This is a genomic window from Streptomyces sp. NPDC046805, assembly GCF_040645355.1.
Classification (GTDB): domain Bacteria; phylum Actinomycetota; class Actinomycetes; order Streptomycetales; family Streptomycetaceae; genus Streptomyces.
The window spans coordinates 137,573-157,559 of the sequence record NZ_JBEYYC010000012.1 but is presented as its reverse complement, the minus strand read 5'-3'; the positions used below and the strand labels follow the sequence as shown (position 1 = coordinate 157,559).

The window sequence follows — 19,987 nt, the reverse complement described above, 5'->3', positions numbered from 1 at the left end:
ACGACCGAGGGAACGGAGGCCGCCGATGTCGCGCGAGGCCCGCTGGCAGGCGCTGCTGGAACTGCTCGTCGAGCGCGGACGCCTGGAGGTCGAGGAGGCCGCCGACCGACTGGCCGTCTCGGCCGCGACGATCCGCCGGGACTTCGACCGGCTCGCCGAGCAGCAGATGCTGGTGCGCACCCGGGGTGGCGCGATGGTGCACGGTGTGTCGTACGAGCTGCCGCTGCGCTACAAGACCGCCCGGCGCGCCTCCGAGAAGCAGCGCGTCGCCCAGGCGGTGGCGGACCTCGTCGCACCCGGCCAGGTGGTGGGCCTGACCGGCGGGACGACCACCACGGAGGTGGCCCGCGCCCTGGCCGTGCGCGGCGATCTCGCTTCCGGCGCACCGGCGTTGACCGTGGTCACCAATGCGCTCAACATCGCCGGCGAACTCGCCGTACGGCCTCAGTTCAAGATCGTGGTGACCGGCGGGGTCGCGCGCCCGCAATCGTACGAGCTCGTCGGGCCGCTCGCGGACGGTGTGCTCGGTCAGATCACGCTGGACGTGGCGGTGCTCGGGGTGGTCGCCTTCGATGCCGCGCACGGCGCGGCGGCACGCGACGAGGCGGAGGCCGCGGTCAACCGGCTGCTGTGCGAACGCGCCGAGCGGGTGGTCGTCGCCGCCGACTCCGGCAAGCTGGGCCGACGGGCGTTCGCCCGGATCTGCGCGGCCGAGCTGGTGGACACGCTCGTCACGGACACCGCGGCGCCGGCGGACACCGTGCGCCGGTTCGAAGAGGCGGGGATCCGGGTCGTCGCCGTGTGACGACGCGGTGCCGCGCCGATGCCGGCGCGGGCTCAGAGCCCCTCGGGGTCCGCCCGCACGAACCCCGCGCCCCGTTGGTCGTTGCAGCCGGGGTCGGGGCGGCCGGCCGGGTCGGGCCACGCCTGCTGGGCCTGCAGGGCGACGCTCACCAGGGTCATGAGGAGGTCGACGTCGCTCGCGGCGTCGAGACGTATCGTCACCCACGGCGAGCCGGGCACGACACGGATCGCCCCGGAGCCCGCGAAGTCGCGGGCGAAGCGCCGGATGGCGCGGTCCGTCAGATGCAGGTCGACGTCCCGGTCCGAATGGAAGTGGACGATCTCCCCCTGCGCCGAGCTGAGCGCGTGCCCCTGACCGCAGCTCGGTACGGCCCGTCTCAGGTCGGGCCAGGTCGCCAGTTGCGCGAGCGCGCGCGACGCCGACGTCATGACGCCATCATGGCGTGCTCACCCTCCGGCAACCAGCGCGTGGGCAAGCATTGACCGACCTGAAACCCACGTCCGTTGCCGTGTGACGGACGTCACCCTGTTTTTTACGTGCGTCCTCAGGTCATCATATGACCCGACCGCCTACCGACAGGTGGTGCGACCACGAGCCGGTCGCACCCCACCGGACGGCACAGCGAGACAAGGATGTTGCGCATGATCGACCAGGACAGCTCTGCCCTGCCGCGGGTGGGGGTCGTCGGGCTCGGGGCCATGGGGCTCGGCATGGCCCGCAGCCTGCGGGAGGCGGGCTACGACGTCGGGGTCCACGACCTGCGGTCGCAGGTGGCCGCCGACTTCGCCCGGGACGGCGGCACGGCGTTCGCCTCCGTCGGCGAACTGGCGGCAGCGGTGGACGTCCTGGTCGGTGTGGTCGTCAACGCGGCGCAGGTCGAGTCGGTGCTGTTCGGTGACGGCGGGGCCGCGGAGCGGCTGCGTCCGGGTGCCGTCTTCGTGATGTGCTCCACGGTCGACCCCGGTTGGTCCGCCGAACTCGAGGGCCGCCTGGCCGAGTTGGGCGTGCTCTACCTCGACGCGCCGATCTCCGGCGGCGCGGCGCGTGCGGCGACGGGCGAGCTGACCATGATGACGTCGGGCTCCGCCGCGGCCTACGCGCTCGCCGATCCGGTGCTCGACGCCATGAGCAGCACGGTCTACCGCCTCGGCGAGAGCGCCGGGCTCGGTTCGAAGGTCAAGGTCGTCAACCAACTGCTGGCGGGCGTGCACATCGCCGCGGCGGCCGAGGCGATGGCGCTGGGCATCAAGGCGGGCGTTCCGGCCGAGGCGCTCTACGACGTCATCACGCACAGCGCGGGCAACTCCTGGATGTTCGAGAACCGCATGGCGCATGTGCTCGCCGGTGACTACACGCCCCTGTCCGCGGTCGACATCTTCGTCAAGGACCTGGGGATCGTGCTCGACTCCGCCCGGCCGGAGCGCTTTCCGCTGCCCCTCGCCGCCACCGCCCACCAGATGTTCCTTCAGGCGTCGGCGTCCGGTCTGGGGACCGAGGACGACAGCGCGGTGATCAAGATTTTCCCGGGAATCGACCTGCCGAAGCCGGAGGAGGGCTGACATGGGTATCCGACTCGGCTGCATCGCCGACGACTTCACCGGTGCCACGGACCTGGCGAACAACCTGGTGCGCGCGGGCATGCGCGTGGTCCAGCTGATCGACGTACCGTCGGACGGCGACCGGATCGCCGAACAGCAGGCGCGGGACGCGGACGCGGTGGTCATCGCGCTCAAGTCACGGACCGTGCCGGCCGCCGACGCCGTCGACGCGTCGCTGCGGGCGCTGGCCTGGCTCACGTCCATGGGCGCCGAGCAGATCTACTTCAAGTACTGCTCGACCTTCGACTCGACGCCCGTCGGCAACATCGGTCCGGTCGCCGAGGCCCTGATGGACGCGCTGGACACCGACTTCACCCTCGCGACCCCGGCGTTCCCCGACAACGGACGCACGGTCTTCAAGGGCCATCTCTTCGTCGGCGACGTGCTGTTGAGCGACAGCGGCATGCGCCACCACCCGCTCACGCCGATGACCGACTCCAACCTGGTCTCCGTCCTCGGTGCGCAGACGAGACGACCGGTCGGCCTCATCGACCACACGGTCGTCGCGGCCGGTGCCGACGCGATCCGGGCCCGGATCGAGGAGTTGCGTGCGGCAGGTACGGGGATCGCCGTCGTCGACGCCGTCTCCAACGACGACCTCGTGCGGCTGGGCGAGGCGGTCGCGGGACTGCCCGTGGTGACCGCCGGCTCGGGCCTGGCGATCGGTCTGCCCGCGAACTGGGGGTTCAAGCCGTCTGCCGCCGCCGCTCGACTGCCCGCGCCCGGTGGTCATCAGGCGATCGTCTCCGGTTCGGTCTCCGTCGCCACGAACGGTCAGGTGCGGGAGTTCCTGCGCACCGGCCGCCCCGCGTTCAGCGTGGACCCGCTGCGCATCGCGGCGGGCGAGGACGTGGCGGGCGAGGCCCTGGCGTTCGCCGAGGGGCACCTGGCCGACGGTCCGGTCCTGATCTACTCCACCGAGTCGCCCGACACCGTACGGACCGTGCAGGGCGAGCTCGGCGCCGCCGAGGCCGGTGAGCTCGTGGAGCAGACCCTGGCCCGCGTCGCGCGGGGTCTTGTGGAGCGCGGTGTACGGCAGTTGGTCGTCGCCGGCGGCGAGACCTCGGGCGCGGTCGTCCAGGCGCTCGGCATCACCGGACTGCGGATCGGACCGCAGATCGACCCCGGTGTGCCGTGGTGCGCGGCGACGCTGTCCGACGGGGAGACGCTCCACATCACCCTCAAGTCGGGCAACTTCGGCGGCCCCGACTTCTTCTCCGCCGCGCTCGCGCTGCTCGACGAGGAAGCCTCGTGACCGAGTTCGAAGCCGCCACCGCACACGACGCGGCCGTCGACGAGGCGCGCCGCGAGATCGTCCGCGTGGGCACGAGCCTCTTCTCGCGCGGTTACGTCCACGCCAGCGCCGGCAACATCAGCGCCCGGGTCGGCGACGGCCATCTGATCACGCCGACCGACGCCGCCCTCGGCTTCCTCGAGGCCGACCGTCTCGCGCTGGTCGACGCCGGCGGCGAGCAGGTCGCGGGCGACCGCGCCAGCAAGACGCTGACGCTCCACCGACGGATCTACGCCGCCGATCCGACGGCCCGGTTCGTCGTCCACACCCACTCCACGCACCTGGTCGGGCTCACCCTGTCCGGCGTGTGGAGCCAGGACGACGTCCTGCCGCCCATCACGCCGTACTACGTGATGAAGGTCGGTCACGTCCCGCTCATCCCCTACCACCGGCCCGGCGACCCGCGCGTGGCCGACCTGGTGACCGACCGCATCGCCGAACGGGCGGCGGCCGGTACCCCGATCAGGGCCGTGCTGCTGGACCGGCTGGGCCCCGTGGTGTGGGGTCCCGACGCGGCCGCGGCCCTCGCCGTCCTCGAAGAACTGGAGGAGACGGCACGCCTGTGGCTTCTGACCGACCGTCGGCCCGAGCCACTCCCCGCACCCGCCCTCGCCGAACTGCGCTCCGTGTTCGGCGCGGCGTGGTGATCCGCTCCACCCTGTCAGAACCCTTCGGAGAACCTGCTCCGCCCGTCGGAGCGGCCCTTCTCTGAACCGTCCCGGAGAATCCGTCCCCGAGCCGCTCGAAGGATTCGTCATGTCCATCCCCGTGGTCGCCACCGAAGTCGACCTCACCCGTGAGAACGCCGTCTTCCGCAAGGTCGTACGGCACATCGTCCCCTTCCTCATCCTCTGTTACGTCGTCTCCTACCTGGACCGCGTCAACGTCGGATTCGCCAAGCTGCAGATGTCGAGCGACCTCGGTTTCAGCGAGGCGGCGTTCGGCCTCGGTGCCGGTCTGTTCTTCATCGGCTACTTCATCTTCGAAGTCCCCTCGAACCTGATCCTGCAGCGCGTCGGCGCCCGCACCTGGATCGCCCGGATCATGATCAGCTGGGGGGTGGTCTCGGCGGCATCCGTGTTCATCACCAACGAGGCGACGTTCTACGCGGTCCGGTTCCTCCTCGGCGCCGCCGAGGCGGGGTTCTACCCCGGCATCATCCTGTACTGCACGTACTGGTTCCCCTCGCAGCGCCGCGCCCGCGTCATCGCGCTGTTCATGTCGGCCATCCCCGTGGCGGGCATCTTCGGCAACCCGCTCTCCGGCTGGATCCTGGACGCGTTCCACAAGGTGGGCGGCTGGCAGGGCTGGCAGTGGATGTACCTGCTCGAGGCGATCCCCGCGCTCATCGTCGGCGTGATCACGCTGTTCTACCTCGACAACGGCGTCCGCGACGCAAAGTGGCTCACCGACGAGGAGAAGGACGTCGTCGAGCGGGCGCTCGCCGAGGACGCCACGCACCAGACGGTGCACGGCAAGGTCTGGGACGCATTCCGCGAGCCCAAGGTGTGGCTGATGTGCTTCATCTACTTCTGCTTCATCATGGGCCAGTACGCGCTGACGTTCTGGATGCCCACCTTCGTGGAGTCCACCGGCATCAAGGGCAACTTCGCGATCGGTGTCCTCAGCGCCGTGCCGTTCCTGGCGGCCCTCGTCGCGATGAACCTGTTCGGCCGCTCGTCCGACAAGCGTCGTGAGCGCCGCTGGCACCTGGTCATACCGAGCCTCATGGGCGCCGTCGGCTTCTCGCTGGCCGCCTCCTGGTCCGGCTCGACCCCGCTGTCCCTGATCGCGCTGTCCTGCGCCGCGGCCGGCGTGCTGACCTGCGCCCCGCTGTTCTGGTCGCTGCCCACCGCCTTCCTCGGCGGCACCGCGGCCGCGGCCGGCCTCGCCGTCATCAACTCGGTGGGCAACCTGGCCGGTTTCGTCAGCCCGTACATGATCGGTGCGCTGAAGGACAGCACCGGTTCGGCGGCCATCCCGATGTATGTCCTGGCGCTCAGCCTCGTCATCGGCGCCGCTGCCGTACTCGCCACCAAGAAGGACGTCGTCAACCGCTGACCGGCGTCCGCAGCGGGACCGGAGGTGCGGCTCCGGTCCCGCTGCACCCACAGGAGTTACAGGAGTCACCATGCCGAGGTTCGCAGCGAACCTGTCCATGATGTACACGGAGCACCCCTTCCTCGACCGCTTCGCCGCGGCCTCGGCGGACGGCTTCGACGCCGTCGAGTACCTCTTCCCGTACGAGTACGACGCCGCCGAGCTGCGCCGTCGGCTCGACGGCCACGGCCTGCGGCAGGTGCTGTTCAACGCCCCGCCCGGCGCCTGGGACTCGGGTGAGCGCGGGATCGCCGCGCTGCCCGGCCGCGAGGCGGAGACGCGCTCCGGGATCGAGCAGGCCCTGGAGTACGCCGCGGCGCTGGACTGCCCGCGGGTGCACGTGATGGCCGGGCTGGTGCCGCAGGGCGTGCCGTCCGCGGAGCGTGCCCGGTACCGCGACACCTACGTCGCCAACCTCGCCCGGGCCGCGGAGCGGGCCGCCGCGGCGGGCGTCGACATCCTCATCGAGCCGATCAACGGCCGTGACATGCCGGGCTACTTCCTGACCCGGCAGGCCGAGGCGCACGCCGTCGTACGCGAGGTCGGCGCCCCGAACCTCAAGGTCCAACTCGACCTCTACCACTGCCAGATCGTCGAGGGCGACCTCACCACGACCCTGCGCCGCGACCTGCCGACGGGCCGCGTCGGCCATCTGCAGATCGCAGGCGTGCCCGACCGTCACGAACCCGACGGGGGCGAACTGAACATCCGTCACCTCTTCGGCTTCATCGACGAGTTGGGCTTCGACGGGTGGATCGGCTGCGAATACCGCCCCCGTGCCGGCACGAGCGAAGGCCTCGGCTGGCGACACGACTACCGAGGAGTACAGGCATGAGGATCGTCATCACCGGAGGCTTCGGCTTCCTGGGCCGGCAGGTCGCCGAACGGCTGCTTCAGACGCGGACGTTCCGTGGTGCGCCGATCGACCGGCTGGTCCTCGCCGACCGTTTCGTGCCGTCCGACGCGCCGGTGGCGGGCGACCCGCTCGTGGACGTGGTGCAGGGCGACCTCGCCGACCGTCTCGACGAGCTGTTCGCGCAGCCGGTGGACGCGGTGATCCACCTCGCCTCCGCGGTCTCGGCCGAGTGCGAGGCCGACTTCGACCTCGGCATGGGCGCCAACCTGGACACGACCCGCGCGCTGCTCGAAGCCGCTCGCGCCCAGTCCGCGGCCGGCGGCCCGGTGCCGCGCGTGATCTTCTCCAGCAGCGTCGCCGTGTACGGCTCCGACCCCGCGCTCCCGCTGCCGTCGGTGGTCAGCGAGGCGACACTGCCCACGCCGAAGTCGAGCTACGGCATTCAGAAGTTCGTCTGCGAACAGCTGGTCGCCGACTACACTCGCCACGGCTTCGTCGACGGGCGTGTGGCCCGTCTGATGACCGTGTCGGTCCGCCCGGGCAAGCCGAACGCGGCCGCTTCCGGCTTCCTGTCCGGCATCGTCCGCGAGCCCCTCGCGGGCCTGAAGGCCGTCTGCCCGGTCGACCCCGGCCTGCGGGTGGCCCTGGCCTCGCCGCGGCGCACGGTCGAGGGCATCCTGCGGATCGCGGAGCTCGACCGCGGCACCGGGCCGGGCCGGCTCGACGGCGCGATCCCGGTCAACCTTCCCGCGCTGACGGTCTCGGTCGCCGAGATGCTGGACACGCTGCGGCGGGTGGCGGGCGACGCCGTCGCCGACCTGGTCACGATCGCCCCGGACCCGAAGGTCGAGGCCATCGTGGGCTCTTGGCCCGCGGCCTTCGACAACGCGCGTGCCGCGGCCCTCGGTCTGGAGGCCGACCCGAGCTTCGAGTCGGTCGTACGGGACTACATCGCCGACCACGCCGAGGCGGTCGCGACCGGCACTCCGCTCACCGCGGAACAGCCGACCGCGGGCCGATAGACTGAAGACCATGTTTTCCAAGGTGAGCGGTCCCGTACGGCTCACGGACCGGGTCGCCGCGATCCTCGCGGAGGAGATCGAGTCCGGGCGACTGGCCGAGGGCGACAGACTCCCGACCGAGGTTGAGCTGGTCAAGCAGCTGGGCGTCAGCCGCACGGTCGTCCGTGAGGCCGTCTCGCGGCTGCGCAACGCCGGTCTGGTCGAACCGCGGCAGGGCCGCGGCGTGTTCGTGCTGCCGCGGCGCGCACGGCCGCTCGACCTGGAGGCCGAGTCCGCGGTCACCCGCTACAAGGTGCTGCAGATCGTGGAGGTCCGCTCCGCCCTGGAGGGCGAGGCGGCCGCCCTCGCGGCCACGCGTGCCACGCCGGACGCCGTCGGGCGGATGCGCCAGGCCCTGGACGCGATCGACGCGGCGGTCACGTCCGGCGGCGACGGTGTGGAGGAGGATCTCGCCTTCCACCGGTCCATCGCCGAGGCGACCGGGAACGCGGTCCTGGTCTCGACGGTGCGCTACCTCGGCGAGGTCGCGCGCAGCGGGATCCGTGTCACCCGCGCGAACGAGGCGCGACGCGGCGACTTCATCGAAGCGGTACGGCAGGAGCACCACGCCATCCTGGCCGCCATCGAGGCCGGCGACGCCGAGGCGGCGTATGCCGCGGCCCGCCGCCACATGAGGCACGCCGCCTCTCGGCTCCAGGACGCGGACGCCCGGTTCTGGACCGAGACCGAGGACCTCGCGGTGGACCTCGACACGTCTTCCTGACGTACGGGGTCAACTCTTCAGTGAATACGGCCTGTTGGGCGTCTCGGCGCCCAACGGGCCATGCCCCGCCCCTCAGTGGCCGCGGAACGCCTCCTCCAGCCACCACGCCCCACGGTCGCCGACCACCTTGGCGTCGATGAGCAGGGGCGCGGACCGGGGAGCGGCGACCCACTCCGCCACGGCCGTCAGATCCGCGCGGGTGCGCACGGTCACTGCTTCGAAGCCGTAGCCCCGGCCCACGGACGCGATGTCCGTCGGCGGGAACTCGACCGTCCCGAGCGGATGTCCGTCGGGCCCGAAGTGGTGCACCTCCGCTCCATAGGCGTCGTCGTTGTACACGACGACCACCATCGGCAGCCCGAGCCGGCACACCGTCTCGAGTTCCGCGGCGCCCATCAGGCCGCCCCCGTCCCCGAGCGCGGCGACCGCGAGCCGGTCCGGCAGCGCGAGCGCGGCTCCGATCGCCGTCGCCAGCCCCAGGCCGGTGGACTGGAACGCCTGGGTGAAGCAGAAGCCGTTCTCGTCCGGCACCGACAGGTACATGCTCGGATACCCCATGAAATTGCCGGAGTCCACGCCGATCACCCGGTTCGCGGGGAGGATGTCGTCGAGCGCGATGCTCAGCGTGCGCGGGTCGATGCGCTCGCGGGTGCTCGTGTCCTCGTAGGGCACATCGCGCCAGCGCACACGTGCGGCGACGGCCGCGCCGACGTCGGCGGTCCGGTAGGCCTGCCGTGGCCGCTCCCGCCCGCCGTGCGCGAGCACATGTCGTGCCGTGACCTCCACGTCGCCGGTGACCCCGAGGTGCACCTCCCGGTGCGCGCCGAGCGCCGACGCGTCGTCGTCGACCTGCACCACGGTCGTGCCGGCTCCGATCAGCCGGCCGTGCCGCATCGTCCACATGTTCAGCGCGCAGCCCCAACCTACGATCACGTCCGCGTCCCGGATCAACTCGGCCGCCAGGGGCGACGCGAAGCCGCCGGACACGTCGAGCGACCACGGGTTCCCGTGGAACAGGCCGCGTGCCACGGCGGACGTCGCGAGCAGGGCGCCGTTGCGCTCGGCGAGCGCCTCCAGGGCAGTCCGGCCACCCGGCGTGCGGGCTCCCCGGCCCGCCACGAAGACCGGCCGTCGCGCCCGGTCGAGCACCCGCGCCAGAGCCGCGACGTCCTCGGCGGCCGGCTCGACCGGCGCACGCTCCGGGGGCGGTGTGACCGGCGTGCGCCCTGTGTCGGGCAGGTCGAGCGCCTGCACCTGCAAGGGGAGGTTGAGCACGACGGTGCGCCGCTCGTGCACGGCTCGCCGTACCGCCTCGCAGGCCTGCCCCACCGCGTCCCGGGCCGAGGTGATCCGCACCGGGACGGCCCCCACGGCATGCGCCAACGCCTCTTGGTCGACATAGAAGTTGGAGCGCGGCTCGGTCACCTCGGCCGCCAGCACCAGCAGTGGCGTACGGCTCTTGGCCGCCTCGGCGATCCCGGTGAGGGCGTTGGTGAGACCGGGCCCCTGATGGACGCTCACCGCGGCCGGCGCGCCGCTCATGCGCGCGTACGCGTCGGCCATCGTCGCCGCGCCGCCCTCGTGGCGGGCGGCGACGAAGCGGGAACCGGCGGCGACCATGGCGTTGGTCAGATGGAAGTTGCCCGATCCGACCACGCCGAAGACCTGGCCGATCCCGGACGCGGACAGCGCACGTCCGACGGCCTCCGCGACCTTCATCCGCGCTCGACCAGGGCGAGCACGCGCGCGGGAGCCCCGGAGCCCGCGACGATGGGCAGCGGTCCCGCGACGACGACGCAGCCGGTCGCGGGCAGCCGCGCCAGGTTCTGCAACTGGGTCAGCCCGTACTTGTCGCTGCCCATGAGGTAGGAGTGGCAGGGGAAGGCGGGGTCGAAGGCGTACGCGCCGCCGGCATCCGTGCCCACCGTCTCCACCCCGAGACCGATCACCGGCGACTCCTGCGCCACCCAGCGCGCACATTCCGCGGACAGGCCCGGGGTGTGCGGGCCGCTGTCGTCCGCGTTCAGGATCTCCTCCTGCGAGCGCGAGCGGGCGTCCCAGCCGGTGCGCACCAGCAGCCAACCGCCGTCGGGCAACGGCCCGTTCTCGGCCTCCCACGCCTTGATGTGCTCCACCTCGACGAGGAAGTCGGGGTCGGCCTGCGCCTCGGCGGTGAAGTCCAGCACGGCCGCCGGCGCGACCAGCCGGCCGACCGGCACGGACGCCACATCGGCGAGGTCCTTGCCGGTCACCCAGTGGTTCGGGGCGTCGAAGTGGGTGCCGGTGTGCTCGCCGCTGCGAAAGTTGTTCCAGTACCAGGCCGGTCCCCGGTCGTCGTACCTGCTGATCTCCTCCAGTTCGAACACGGCCGTCTGACCGAACTCGGGCGGCAACTGGAGCACCGGTGTCGACGACGACAGCGGCGCCGTGAGGTCGACGACCTCGATCGCCCCGCTCCGCAATCCGGACACCAGGGACATGAGGACGGACGGCTCGGACATGAAGGGCCTCCTGAGACAGGGCGGAACCGACAGTGCGGGACCGACAGCATGGCAGGCGACGGCGGCCGTGAGGAGCGGTGCGACGTGCTACGGCGCGGCGATGCGCAGGGCGGCGGCCGGGCGTAGGTATGGCCGGGGGCCATCCCCGGAGGACACGACAGATGTCAGTCGGTCAACATCCGGGCCAGCACCGCGCGCTGCACCGGCCGCACCTCGCCGTGCAGCGCGCGCCCCTTCGCCGTGAGCGCCACACGTACGCCCCGCCGGTCCTCCGCGCACATGGTGCGCTCGACCAGGGCGTCCTTCTCCAGGCGAGCGACCAGGCGCGACAGCGCGCTCTGGCTGAGGTGGACCCGGTCGGCGATCTCCTGCGCCCGATAGGCGCGGCCACCGTGCGCGGCGGAGCCCGCGGAGAGCACGTCGAGCACCTCGAAGTCGCTGGCGCACAGGCCGTGTTGATGCAGTGCACGGTCGAGTTCGCACTGGGTACGGGCATGCAGCGCCAGGATGTCGCGCCACTGCTTCACGAGTGCCTGCTCGGCCTGTTCCGCCGCCATGAACGGACCGTAGCAGAGAAGCGAATTTGTTGCACCCGAATTAAATGCTCTTGCATTCGATGCATACGCATGTAGTGTTCTCGGCATGACCTCTCCGCTCACCACGCCCGCGTCCGAGGGACGCTGGACGCCCCGGCTGTGGGGCACGCTGCTCGTGCTCTGCGCCGCGATGTTCCTGGACGCGCTCGATGTGTCGATGGTCGGCGTCGCGCTGCCGTCCATCGGAGCCGACCTCCACCTGTCCACGTCGACGCTGCAATGGATCGTCAGCGGCTACATCCTGGGATACGGCGGACTGCTGCTCCTCGGCGGCCGCACCGCCGACCTGCTCGGCCGGCGCCAGGTGTTCCTGATCGCCCTCGGAGTCTTCGCCCTCGCCTCGCTGCTCGGCGGGCTCGTCGACTCGGGCCCGCTCCTGATCGCCAGCCGCTTCGTCAAGGGCCTGAGCGCGGCGTTCACCGCGCCCGCGGGCCTGTCGATCATCACCACGACCTTCGCGCAGGGCCCGCTGCGCAACCGCGCCCTGTCCATCTACACCACCTGCGCGGCCACCGGCTTCTCCATGGGGCTGGTGCTGTCCGGGCTGCTCACCGAGGCCAGTTGGCGCCTCACCATGCTGCTGCCCGCGCCCATCGCCCTGATCGCGCTCATCGCCGGGCTGCGGCTGCTGCCGCGCAGCGCACGCGAGAAGGACCACAACGGCTACGACATCCCGGGCGCCGTCATCGGCACCGCGTCGATGCTGCTGCTCGTCTTCACCGTGGTCCAGGCACCCCAGGCCGGCTGGGGCTCGGCCCGCACGCTGCTGTCGTTCCTCGCCGTCGCCGCGCTGCTGACCGTCTTCGTCCGGGTCGAGCGGCGCTCGCCGGGCCCGCTGGTCCGCCTCGGCGTGCTGCGCTCGGGCTCCCAACTCCGCGCGCAGCTCTGCGCGGTGGCGTTCTTCGGGTCGTACGTCGGCTTCCAGTTCCTGACCACGCTGTACATGCAGTCGCTGCTCGGCTGGTCGGCGCTGCACACCGCGCTTGCCTTCCTGCCCGCGGGTGCGCTGGTGGCGGTGTCCTCGACGAAGGTCGGCTCGATCGTCGACCGGTTCGGCACCCCGCGGCTGATCGCGGTGGGCTTCGCGCTGATGGTCGTCGGGTACGCACTGTTCCTGCGCGTCGACCTCGACCCGGTGTACACGGCCGTCATCCTGCCGTCGATGCTGCTGATCGGCGCGGCCTGCGCGCTGGTCTTCCCCTCCCTCAACATCCAGGCCACCAATGGGGTCGAGGACCACGAGCAGGGCATGGTCTCCGGGCTGCTCAACACCTCGGTGCAGGTGGGCGGCGCGATCTTCCTGGCGGTCGTGACGGCCGTGGCCACCGCGGGCGCCCCGACCCACCCGACCCCGCAGGCCGTGCTCGACAGCTACCGTCCCGGCTTCGCCGTCGCCACGGCCGTCGCCGTGGCCGGCCTGCTCATCTCGCTCACCGGGCTGCGTAGCCAGCGTACGCAGCCATCGATCGTCGTCGCGAGGTCCGCCGTGGAGGAGGCGGACGCGGAGCTCGTGATGGCCCGCGACTAGAGAAGCGAGGGGGACGCCTCCGAGCGTGCGCCCGGCGGGAGCTGACGGTCCCGCCGGGCGCACGCGCATGCGGCTGGCACGGCCTCAGCCCAGCCAGCCTGGTCGCACCAGCCCCGACTCATAGGCCAGGACCACGAGTTGGGCGCGGTCGCGGGCGCCCAGTTTCACCATCGTGCGGCTCACGTGGGTCTTCGCGGTGAGGGGGCTGACGACCAGCCGGCGGGCGATCTCCTCGTTGGAGAGGCCGATGCCGACCAGCGCCATCACCTCCCGTTCCCGCTCGGTGAGCCGGGTGAGGGCGCCGGCGGCCGCGGGTTCCTTCGAGCGAGCGGCGAACTCGGCGATGAGGCGGCGGGTCACGCCCGGCGACAGCAGTGCGTCTCCCTCGACCACCGCCCGTACGGCGCGCAGGAGTTCGTCGGGCTCGGTGTCCTTGACCAGGAAGCCGGAAGCGCCCGAGCGGATCGCCTCGAAGACGTACTCGTCGAGTTCGAAGGTGGTGAGCATGACCACCTTGACGTCGGTCAGCTCCTCCGCCCCGGTGATCCGGCGGGTCGCGGCCAGGCCGTCGAGGAGGGGCATGCGGATGTCCATCAGGACGACGTCCGGGCGCAGTTCGCGCACCATGCCCAGCGCTTCCTCGCCGTCGGCCGCCTCACCGGCCACCTCGATGTCCGGCTGGGCATCGAGCAGCGCCTTGAAACCGGCCCGCACCAGCGACTGGTCGTCGGCGAGCAGTACACGGATCACCGGTCGTCGCCCTCCTCCACCTTGGTCTTCGCCTTCAACGGCAGGACGGCCAGCACCCGGAAGCCGCCGCCGGGACGCGGGCCCGCCTCGATCGTGCCACCGAGTGCGGCGGCCCGCTCCCGCATGCCGGCCAGGCCGTTCCCACTGCCGCCCGCGTCGGCGCCGGTCGCGGGCCCGTCGTCGTCGACGCGCAGCCGCAGCGCGTCGGCGTCGCGCTCCAGGTGCACGCGCGCGTGCCGCGATCCCGAGTGCCGTACGACATTGGTCAGGGCCTCCTGAACGATTCGGAAGGCGGCAAGGTCGGCGCCCGGTGCCAGGCGGGGCGGATCACCCTCGACCTCGACCGTCAGGCCCGCACCCGCCGCCTGCTCCACCAGTTCCGGCAGCCGGTCCAGACCGGGCGCGGGGGCGCGGGGCGCGGCGCCGGGGGCGCGCAGCGTGTCCAGCACCTGACGCACCTCCCCGAGCGCCTCCTTGCTGGCGTCCTTGATGGTGGCGAGCGCCGCGCGTGCCTGCTCGCGGTCGGTGTCCAGCAGCGCGAGGCCGACGCCCGCCTGCACGTTGATGACGGAGATGCTGTGCGCGAGGACGTCGTGCAGTTCGCGGGCGATCCGCAGCCGCTCCTCGTCCGCACGCCGGCGGGCGGCCTGAGCCCGGTCGGCGCGCTCGCGGACCCACTGCTCACGCCGCACCCGGGCCAGTTCCGACAACGCCACGACGGCCACGACCCAGGTGGCGATGACGATCTCCTGGTAGAGGCTCGCGCGCTCGTCCCCCGGCGGTGGAAGCCAGCGGTACAGCCAGAGCGTGACCAGCAGGTGCCCGGCCCACAGCAGGCCGACGGACGCCCAGGCGGCCCGGCGGTGACCGGCGACGACGGCACTGAAGCAGGCGACGGCGACGGTCAGGAAGACCGGCCCGTACGGGTAGCCGGCGGCGAGGTAGACCAGGGCGACCGTGCTCGTACCGAACGCCACGAACACCGGATACCGCTGTCGCCACAGCAGCAGGGCCGAGGCGACGAACAGCAGCACGCGCGCGTAGCTGTCCAGAGGCTCGCGGTGGAACTGCCCGCGCGCGGAGAAGTTCGAGCCGACCAGGACGAAGGCGGTGATCAGCAGGGTGGAGCGCCACGGCCAGCGGGCGCACTGCGGCTCGGTGTCGTCCGGGCGGTTCCACCACGGGGGCCCGTACCGCCACCACTGGGACGGACCGTGCCCACGCGCACGCTGCTCTTCCATGACGGCCACGCTAGACGCAGCCGACGCGGCCGGGCGTCAGCCGGGCGACGTGATCACACGTACTTCCCAGGGAGTACGACGGCACGGCTACCGCAGCCCCACCCCGTGCGCGAGTCCGGTCGCCGCGTGCCGGAAGAACTCCTCCCTGTCCTCCACCACCCGGTGGAATTGGCCGAACAGCTCGAAGCTCACCAGCCCGAACAGCTGGGCCCAGGCCGCGACGAGCGCGGTCACCGCCTCGGGCGGCAGGTCCGCGCCGAGGTCGGCGGCCATCCGCTCGGCCTCGGAGCGCAGGACGGCGGGGAGGGCGAGCTCGGCGAGGCCGGGGCCCTGGTGGGCGTCGCGGACGATGCCCAGGAAGACGTGGCCCACGCGGGACGCGGCCGGGACGGTCGCCTCCGGGGCCGAGTAGCCCGGCACGGGCGAGCCGTAGATCAGCGCGTACTCGTGCGGACGGTCGAGCGCCCAGGCGCGCACCGCCTCGCACACGGCCGTCCAGCGCGGTACGGGAGCGGCGTCGGCGGCCGCGTCGCGCGCGGCTTCCGCGGCCTCGCCGAGCGAGTCGTACGCCTCGATGATGAGCGCGGTCAGCAGGTCGTCGCGGCTGGCGAAGTAGCGGTACAGGGCGGAGGAGACCATGCCGAGCTCACGGGCCACGGCCCGTAGGGAGAGCTTGGCGGCGCCTTCCGCGGCGAGCTGTCTGCGTGCCTCGTCCTTGATCGCCGCGGTCACTTCGATCCTGGCTCGCGCGCGGGCGCCCTGTGCGGTGCTCATACCGAGCAGTGTGCCACGGAGGCAGAGCACTGCCCACAAAGCGGAGCGCCGCACAAAAAAGAGAGCACCGCTCTTGCTTTGGTGTGCCGATCCCCCCACACTGATCTCAAGCGAGAGCACCGCTCTCCCACAGTCCGCTTCCAGGAGGAAGTAGCCATGTCCGCACACGTGCAGAAGCCCGGTTGGTTCACCGTCAACGTCTTCAACCGGGCGGTGGCCTGGCTGACCCGCCGCGGCCTCAGCGTGTGGGGCTCCCGGGTGCTTGCGGTCCGGGGCCGCAAGAGCGGCGAGTGGCGGACCACCCCCGTGAACCTGCTGACCGTGGACGGACAGCAGTATCTGCTCGCCCCGCGCGGCCATGTCCAGTGGACGCACAACATGCGTGCGGCCGGCGGCGGCGAGCTGCGCCTGGGCAAGAACGTGGACGTGTTCGCCGCCACCGAGGTCGCCGACGACGACAAGACGCCGCTGCTGCGCGCCTACCTCAAGCGCTGGAAGGCCGAGGTAGGCGTCTTCTTCGACGGAGTCGGCCCCGACTCCACCGACGACGAGCTGCGCCGCATCGCCCCGGACCACCCGGTCTTCCGGATCACGGTCACGAACTGACCGCGTCCTCCTCGGATTCGGCGGACCCGGCGGCGTCGGAGGCCTCCGCGGGGGCGTCCTGCCGCCGGTCCAGTGCCATCAGGGCGCGGTCGGCCATCGGATGGGTGCGCACGAGATCCGCCAGGGAGGCCGAGCCCTGGGTGATGCCCTTGAAGGCCTTCCAGGACGGCGGGAACGTGGTGAGGGCCGCGTGGAACAGACCGGGCCGGCGCTCGAACACCCCGAGCATCCGCTTGCCGACGCCCATCTCCGCGCCGAGCCCCGCCTTGATCGCGAACGCGTAGTTCAGGGCCTGGCGCCGGGTGTCCACGGCGTCGTGCGCCTCGGCGATCCGCACCGCCCACTCTCCGGCGAGCCGGCCCGAGCGCAGCGCGAAAGAGATGCCCTCGCGGGTCCACGGCTCCAGCAGCCCGGCCGCGTCGCCGCAGACCAGGACCCGCCCGCGGGACAGCGGGGAGTCGTCGGCCCGGCAGCGGGTCAAGTGGCCCGAGGAGACGCTCGGTTCGAAGCCGGCGAGCCCGAGCCGGGCGACGAAGTCCTCCAAGTACCGCTTGGTGGCGGCGCCTTCGCCCCGGGCCGAGATCACGCCGACCGTCAGGGTGTCGCCCTTGGGGAAGACCCAGCCGTAACTGCCGGGCATCGGACCCCAGTCGATGAGGACCCGTCCCGCCCAGTCCTCGGCCACCGTGTCCGGCACCGGGATCTCCGCCTCCAGGCCCAGGTCGACCTGGTCCAGCTTGACCCCGACGTGCGCTCCTATGCGGCTGGCGCTGCCGTCGGCGCCGACCACCGCCCGGGCGAGGATCGTCTCCCCGCCCTGCAGCACCACGGCGACCGTGCGCCGGTCCGGCACCGCCGACCCGTGCTGCTCGACCCGCGACACCGTCACGCCCGTGCGCAGCTCGGCGCCCGCCTTCTGCGCGTGCTCCACCAGCCGCTGGTCGAACTCGGGCCGGTTGATCAGCCCGAACAGCATCTGCCGCGAGCGTCGGGTGCGGGTGAAGCGCCCGTTGAGGGAGAAGGTGACCGCGTGCACCCGGTCCCGGAAGGGCAGCTCGAAGCCCGGCGGCAGCGCATCGCGGGACGGTCCGATGATGCCGCCGCCGCACGTCTTGTAGCGGGGCAGCTCGGCTTTCTCCAGCAACAGCACGCGTCGTCCCGTGACCGCCGCCGCATAGGCGGCCGAGGCCCCCGCGGGTCCCGCGCCCACCACCACGACGTCCCACACCCGCTGTTCGTCGCCCGCCGAAGAGTTCTCACCGCTCACGATGGTCCGCTGCTCCCATCACGCCGTCTGCCGCATCTGTCCCCCGCATCCTACGACCGACGTCCCCGCAGGCCACTGTGGGAGGATCGGTGTACTCACAAGGACAACATCATCACAACGTCGCACCCACAAGGAGCGTGCCCATGTCGTCGAATCCGGTCGCCGAGACCGTCGCCTCGCTGATGCCCCGGGCGAAGGCGGAGCTCACCGAACTGGTGGCCTTCAAGTCGGTGGCGGACTTCGACCAGTTCCCCCGGAGCGAGAGCGAGGGCGCCGCGAACTGGGTCGCCGACGCGCTGCGCACCGAGGGATTCCAGGACGTGGCCCTGCTCGACACCCCCGACGGCACGCAGTCGGTGTACGGCTACCTGCCCGGCCCGGAGGGCGCCAAGACGGTGCTGCTCTACGCCCACTACGACGTGCAGCCGCCGCTGGACGAGGCCGCCTGGACCACCCCGCCGTTCGAGCTGACCGAGCGCGACGGCCGCTGGTACGGCCGCGGCGCCGCCGACTGCAAGGGCGGCGTGATCATGCACCTGCTCGCCCTGCGCGCACTGAAGGCGAACGGCGGGGTCCCGGTCAACGTCAAGGTGATCGCCGAGGGCTCGGAGGAGCAGGGCACCGGCGGCCTGGAGCGCTACGCCGAGCAACACCCCGAGCTGCTCGCGGCCGACACCATCGTCATCGGCGACGCGGGCAACTTCCGCGTCGGCCTCCCGACCGTGACCACCACCCTGCGCGGCATGACCCTGGTCCACGTCCAGGTCGACACCCTCGAGGGCAACCTCCACTCGGGCCAGTTCGGCGGCGCCGCCCCAGACGCCCTGGCGGCGCTGATCCGCGTCCTGGACTCGCTGCGCGCCGAGGACGGTTCGACCACCATCGACGGCCTCGCCGCCGAGACCCGGTGGGAGGGCCTGGAGTACACGCAGGACCGGTTCCGCGCCGACGCCAAGGTGCTGGACGGTGTCGAGCTGATCGGCGACGGTTCGGTCGCCGACCGCATCTGGTCCCGCCCCGCCGTCACGGTCATCGGCATCGACTGCCCGCCGGTCGTCGGCGCCACCCCGTCCGTGCAGGCGAGCGCCCGCGCCAAGGTCAGCCTGCGGGTGCCGCCGGGCGTGGACGCGGCCGAGGCGACCAAGCTGCTCCAGGCCCACCTGGAGGCGCACACCCCGTGGGGCGCGCAGGTGCGCACCGAGCAGGTCGGCCAGGGCCAGGCCTTCCGCGCCGACACCAGCAGCCCGGCGTACCAGGCGATGGCCGACGCGATGGCGGTCGCCTACCCGGGCGAGACGATGCAGTACGCCGGCCAGGGCGGCTCCATCCCGCTGTGCAACACCCTTGCCGGCCTCTACCCGCAGGCGGAGATCCTGCTGATCGGCCTGAGCGAGCCGGAGGCGCAGATCCACGCCGTCAACGAGAGCGTCTCCCCCGAGGAACTGGAGCGCCTGTCGGTGGCGGAGGCGATGTTCCTGCGCAACTACGCCGCGAGCTGAACCCCTCGGCTCCCGGCGAAGGGCCCTCGCCCACGGGCGGGGGCCCGCCCTACGGTCGGCGGATGGACGCCATCGAGATCCTCCCTCGACTGCACCTGCTGCGCTTCCCGGTCGGACAGGCCTATCTCTGGGCCGACGGCGACGAGTCGACCCTGATCGACGCCGGGCCGATCGGCTCGGGCCGGACGATCGCCGCTGCGCTCACGGCCCTCGGGCGGGCGCGGTCGGACGTACGGCGGATCGTGCTCACCCACTTCCACGAGGACCACGCGGGCGGCGCGGGCGAGTTCGCCGCGCTGAGCGGCGCCGAGGTGCTGGCGCACGGCCTGGACGCTCCTGTGGTCAGGGGTGAAGTCCCGGCCCCGGCACCGGTCTTGGAGGAGTGGGAGCTGCCGATCCACGCGGAGGCGGTGCGGCGGCTCCCGCCCGGGAAGCCGACCCGCCCCGACCGGGTCACCGAACTGTCCGACGGCGAGGTCCTCGGCTTCGGCGGCGGCGCCCGCGTCGTCCACGCCCCCGGCCACACCCACGGCAGCATCGCGCTCCACCTTCCGGAGCACGGCGTGCTGTTCACCGGGGACGCGGTGGCCGCGGCACCCGCCACGGGAGCGGTGATGCTCGGCATGTTCAACCTCGACCGCGCCGCGGCCGTCGCGTCCTTCCACCGGTTGGCCGACCTCGACGCGGACGTGGCCTGTTTCGGCCACGGCGATCCGGTGACCGCACGGGCTTCGGCGGTCCTGCGCAAAGCGGCGGACTCGTACGGGGTCCAGCGCTGACCATCGCA

20 protein-coding genes are annotated in these 19,987 nt (G+C 72.1%); 12 read left to right on the top strand and 8 right to left on the bottom strand.

Features of this window, described 5'->3' with window-relative positions:
- The first annotated feature begins 25 nt into the window (after positions 1–25).
- Positions 26–805: a DeoR/GlpR family DNA-binding transcription regulator gene (locus tag ABZ910_RS15610; RefSeq protein ID WP_361364225.1), complete on the top strand. Its 780-nt coding sequence runs from the start codon at positions 26–28 to the stop codon at positions 803–805.
- Between the two features lie 32 nt (positions 806–837).
- Here the strand turns inward: ABZ910_RS15610 and ABZ910_RS15605 are convergent, their stop codons facing one another.
- The gene (locus ABZ910_RS15605) at positions 838–1,233 is read right to left on the bottom strand and encodes a luciferase family protein (RefSeq protein ID WP_361364223.1); all 396 of its coding nucleotides are present in this window, start codon (positions 1,231–1,233) and stop codon (positions 838–840) included.
- 213 nt (positions 1,234–1,446) lie between these two features.
- On the opposite strand from ABZ910_RS15605, the gene ltnD reads away from it, so the two are divergent.
- The 7 genes from ltnD to ABZ910_RS15570 all read left to right on the top strand — a co-directional run bounded on the left by ltnD (position 1,447) and on the right by ABZ910_RS15570 (position 8,438).
- Positions 1,447–2,364: an L-threonate dehydrogenase gene (ltnD, locus tag ABZ910_RS15600; RefSeq protein WP_361364221.1), complete on the top strand. Its 918-nt coding sequence runs from the start codon at positions 1,447–1,449 to the stop codon at positions 2,362–2,364.
- Position 2,365: 1 nt separating this feature from the next.
- Complete coding sequence (otnK, locus tag ABZ910_RS15595; RefSeq protein ID WP_361364218.1) at positions 2,366–3,658, top strand: 3-oxo-tetronate kinase; 1,293 nt, start codon at positions 2,366–2,368, stop codon at positions 3,656–3,658.
- Positions 3,655–4,344, top strand: a complete 690-nt coding sequence (locus ABZ910_RS15590) for an aldolase (protein WP_361364215.1) — start codon at positions 3,655–3,657, stop codon at positions 4,342–4,344. Before otnK ends, ABZ910_RS15590 begins: the two co-directional genes overlap by 4 nt.
- Before the next feature lie 109 nt (positions 4,345–4,453).
- Entirely contained in the window at positions 4,454–5,758 is a 1,305-nt protein-coding gene (locus ABZ910_RS15585) for an MFS transporter (protein ID WP_361364213.1), read from the top strand.
- A 70-nt stretch (positions 5,759–5,828) separates the two neighbouring features.
- The gene (gene otnI, locus ABZ910_RS15580; protein WP_361364210.1) at positions 5,829–6,632 is read left to right on the top strand and encodes a 2-oxo-tetronate isomerase; all 804 of its coding nucleotides are present in this window, start codon (positions 5,829–5,831) and stop codon (positions 6,630–6,632) included.
- Complete coding sequence (gene denD / locus ABZ910_RS15575; RefSeq protein WP_361364207.1) at positions 6,629–7,675, top strand: D-erythronate dehydrogenase; 1,047 nt, start codon at positions 6,629–6,631, stop codon at positions 7,673–7,675. The genes otnI and denD overlap by 4 nt, the downstream gene beginning before the upstream one ends.
- Positions 7,676–7,685: 10 nt before the next feature.
- Complete coding sequence (locus ABZ910_RS15570; RefSeq protein ID WP_361364204.1) at positions 7,686–8,438, top strand: FCD domain-containing protein; 753 nt, start codon at positions 7,686–7,688, stop codon at positions 8,436–8,438.
- Between the two features lie 72 nt (positions 8,439–8,510).
- Here ABZ910_RS15570 and ABZ910_RS15565 read toward each other — a convergent pair whose 3' ends face one another.
- The 3 genes from ABZ910_RS15565 to ABZ910_RS15555 all read right to left on the bottom strand — a co-directional run bounded on the left by ABZ910_RS15565 (position 8,511) and on the right by ABZ910_RS15555 (position 11,496).
- Positions 8,511–10,157, bottom strand: a complete 1,647-nt coding sequence (locus ABZ910_RS15565) for a thiamine pyrophosphate-binding protein (RefSeq protein WP_361364201.1) — start codon at positions 10,155–10,157, stop codon at positions 8,511–8,513.
- Positions 10,154–10,939: a cyclase family protein gene (locus ABZ910_RS15560; protein WP_361364198.1), complete on the bottom strand. Its 786-nt coding sequence runs from the start codon at positions 10,937–10,939 to the stop codon at positions 10,154–10,156. The genes ABZ910_RS15565 and ABZ910_RS15560 overlap by 4 nt, the downstream gene beginning before the upstream one ends.
- Before the next feature lie 164 nt (positions 10,940–11,103).
- Positions 11,104–11,496, bottom strand: a complete 393-nt coding sequence (locus tag ABZ910_RS15555; protein ID WP_361364196.1) for a MarR family transcriptional regulator — start codon at positions 11,494–11,496, stop codon at positions 11,104–11,106.
- A gap of 85 nt (positions 11,497–11,581) precedes the next feature.
- On the opposite strand from ABZ910_RS15555, the gene ABZ910_RS15550 reads away from it, so the two are divergent.
- Complete coding sequence (locus tag ABZ910_RS15550; RefSeq protein WP_361364193.1) at positions 11,582–13,063, top strand: MFS transporter; 1,482 nt, start codon at positions 11,582–11,584, stop codon at positions 13,061–13,063.
- 84 nt (positions 13,064–13,147) lie between these two features.
- Here the strand turns inward: ABZ910_RS15550 and ABZ910_RS15545 are convergent, their stop codons facing one another.
- From ABZ910_RS15545 to ABZ910_RS15535, 3 genes are all read right to left on the bottom strand, one after another.
- A complete protein-coding gene (locus tag ABZ910_RS15545; protein ID WP_361364191.1) occupies positions 13,148–13,813 on the bottom strand; it encodes a response regulator transcription factor in 666 nt (221 codons plus the stop codon).
- On the bottom strand, positions 13,810–15,054 hold the full coding sequence (locus tag ABZ910_RS15540; RefSeq protein ID WP_361364188.1) for a sensor histidine kinase: 1,245 nt from the start codon (positions 15,052–15,054) through the stop codon (positions 13,810–13,812). The genes ABZ910_RS15545 and ABZ910_RS15540 overlap by 4 nt, the downstream gene beginning before the upstream one ends.
- 87 nt (positions 15,055–15,141) lie before the next feature.
- Positions 15,142–15,828 carry a TetR/AcrR family transcriptional regulator gene (locus ABZ910_RS15535; RefSeq protein WP_361364185.1) on the bottom strand — a complete coding sequence of 229 codons (687 nt, stop codon included), beginning with the start codon at positions 15,826–15,828 and terminating at the stop codon, positions 15,142–15,144.
- A gap of 156 nt (positions 15,829–15,984) precedes the next feature.
- Between ABZ910_RS15535 and ABZ910_RS15530 the strand changes: the two genes are divergently transcribed.
- Positions 15,985–16,434, top strand: coding sequence for a nitroreductase family deazaflavin-dependent oxidoreductase (locus ABZ910_RS15530; RefSeq protein ID WP_361364182.1), 450 nt, complete (start codon positions 15,985–15,987; stop codon positions 16,432–16,434).
- Here ABZ910_RS15530 and ABZ910_RS15525 read toward each other — a convergent pair.
- Complete coding sequence (locus ABZ910_RS15525; protein ID WP_361364179.1) at positions 16,424–17,701, bottom strand: geranylgeranyl reductase family protein; 1,278 nt, start codon at positions 17,699–17,701, stop codon at positions 16,424–16,426. The genes ABZ910_RS15530 and ABZ910_RS15525 overlap by 11 nt on opposite strands.
- Before the next feature lie 143 nt (positions 17,702–17,844).
- Between ABZ910_RS15525 and ABZ910_RS15520 the strand changes: the two genes are divergently transcribed.
- Both ABZ910_RS15520 and ABZ910_RS15515 read left to right on the top strand, forming a co-directional pair.
- The gene (locus ABZ910_RS15520; protein ID WP_361364176.1) at positions 17,845–19,200 is read left to right on the top strand and encodes a dipeptidase; all 1,356 of its coding nucleotides are present in this window, start codon (positions 17,845–17,847) and stop codon (positions 19,198–19,200) included.
- A 62-nt stretch (positions 19,201–19,262) separates the two neighbouring features.
- The gene (locus ABZ910_RS15515; RefSeq protein WP_361364173.1) at positions 19,263–19,979 is read left to right on the top strand and encodes an MBL fold metallo-hydrolase; all 717 of its coding nucleotides are present in this window, start codon (positions 19,263–19,265) and stop codon (positions 19,977–19,979) included.
- Positions 19,980–19,987 lie beyond the last annotated feature (8 nt).

Bases quoted from the DNA above. Each gene is read 5' to 3' on its own strand.
- ABZ910_RS15515 (WP_361364173.1), top strand. From the start codon at position 19,263: ATGGACGCCATCGAGATCCTCCCTCGACTGCACCTGCTGCGCTTCCCG.
- ltnD (WP_361364221.1), top strand. From the start codon at position 1,447: ATGATCGACCAGGACAGCTCTGCCCTGCCGCGGGTGGGGGTCGTCGGG.
- otnK (WP_361364218.1), top strand. From the start codon at position 2,366: ATGGGTATCCGACTCGGCTGCATCGCCGACGACTTCACCGGTGCCACG.
- ABZ910_RS15530 (WP_361364182.1), top strand. From the start codon at position 15,985: ATGTCCGCACACGTGCAGAAGCCCGGTTGGTTCACCGTCAACGTCTTC.
- ABZ910_RS15585 (WP_361364213.1), top strand. From the start codon at position 4,454: ATGTCCATCCCCGTGGTCGCCACCGAAGTCGACCTCACCCGTGAGAAC.
- ABZ910_RS15560 (WP_361364198.1), bottom strand. From the start codon at position 10,939: ATGTCCGAGCCGTCCGTCCTCATGTCCCTGGTGTCCGGATTGCGGAGC.
- ABZ910_RS15605 (WP_361364223.1), bottom strand. From the start codon at position 1,233: ATGACGTCGGCGTCGCGCGCGCTCGCGCAACTGGCGACCTGGCCCGAC.
- otnI (WP_361364210.1), top strand. From the start codon at position 5,829: ATGCCGAGGTTCGCAGCGAACCTGTCCATGATGTACACGGAGCACCCC.
- ABZ910_RS15610 (WP_361364225.1), top strand. From the start codon at position 26: ATGTCGCGCGAGGCCCGCTGGCAGGCGCTGCTGGAACTGCTCGTCGAG.
- ABZ910_RS15540 (WP_361364188.1), bottom strand. From the start codon at position 15,054: ATGGAAGAGCAGCGTGCGCGTGGGCACGGTCCGTCCCAGTGGTGGCGG.
- ABZ910_RS15535 (WP_361364185.1), bottom strand. From the start codon at position 15,828: ATGAGCACCGCACAGGGCGCCCGCGCGCGAGCCAGGATCGAAGTGACC.
- denD (WP_361364207.1), top strand. From the start codon at position 6,629: ATGAGGATCGTCATCACCGGAGGCTTCGGCTTCCTGGGCCGGCAGGTC.
- ABZ910_RS15555 (WP_361364196.1), bottom strand. From the start codon at position 11,496: ATGGCGGCGGAACAGGCCGAGCAGGCACTCGTGAAGCAGTGGCGCGAC.
- ABZ910_RS15565 (WP_361364201.1), bottom strand. From the start codon at position 10,157: ATGAAGGTCGCGGAGGCCGTCGGACGTGCGCTGTCCGCGTCCGGGATC.
- ABZ910_RS15520 (WP_361364176.1), top strand. From the start codon at position 17,845: ATGTCGTCGAATCCGGTCGCCGAGACCGTCGCCTCGCTGATGCCCCGG.
- ABZ910_RS15570 (WP_361364204.1), top strand. From the start codon at position 7,686: ATGTTTTCCAAGGTGAGCGGTCCCGTACGGCTCACGGACCGGGTCGCC.
- ABZ910_RS15550 (WP_361364193.1), top strand. From the start codon at position 11,582: ATGACCTCTCCGCTCACCACGCCCGCGTCCGAGGGACGCTGGACGCCC.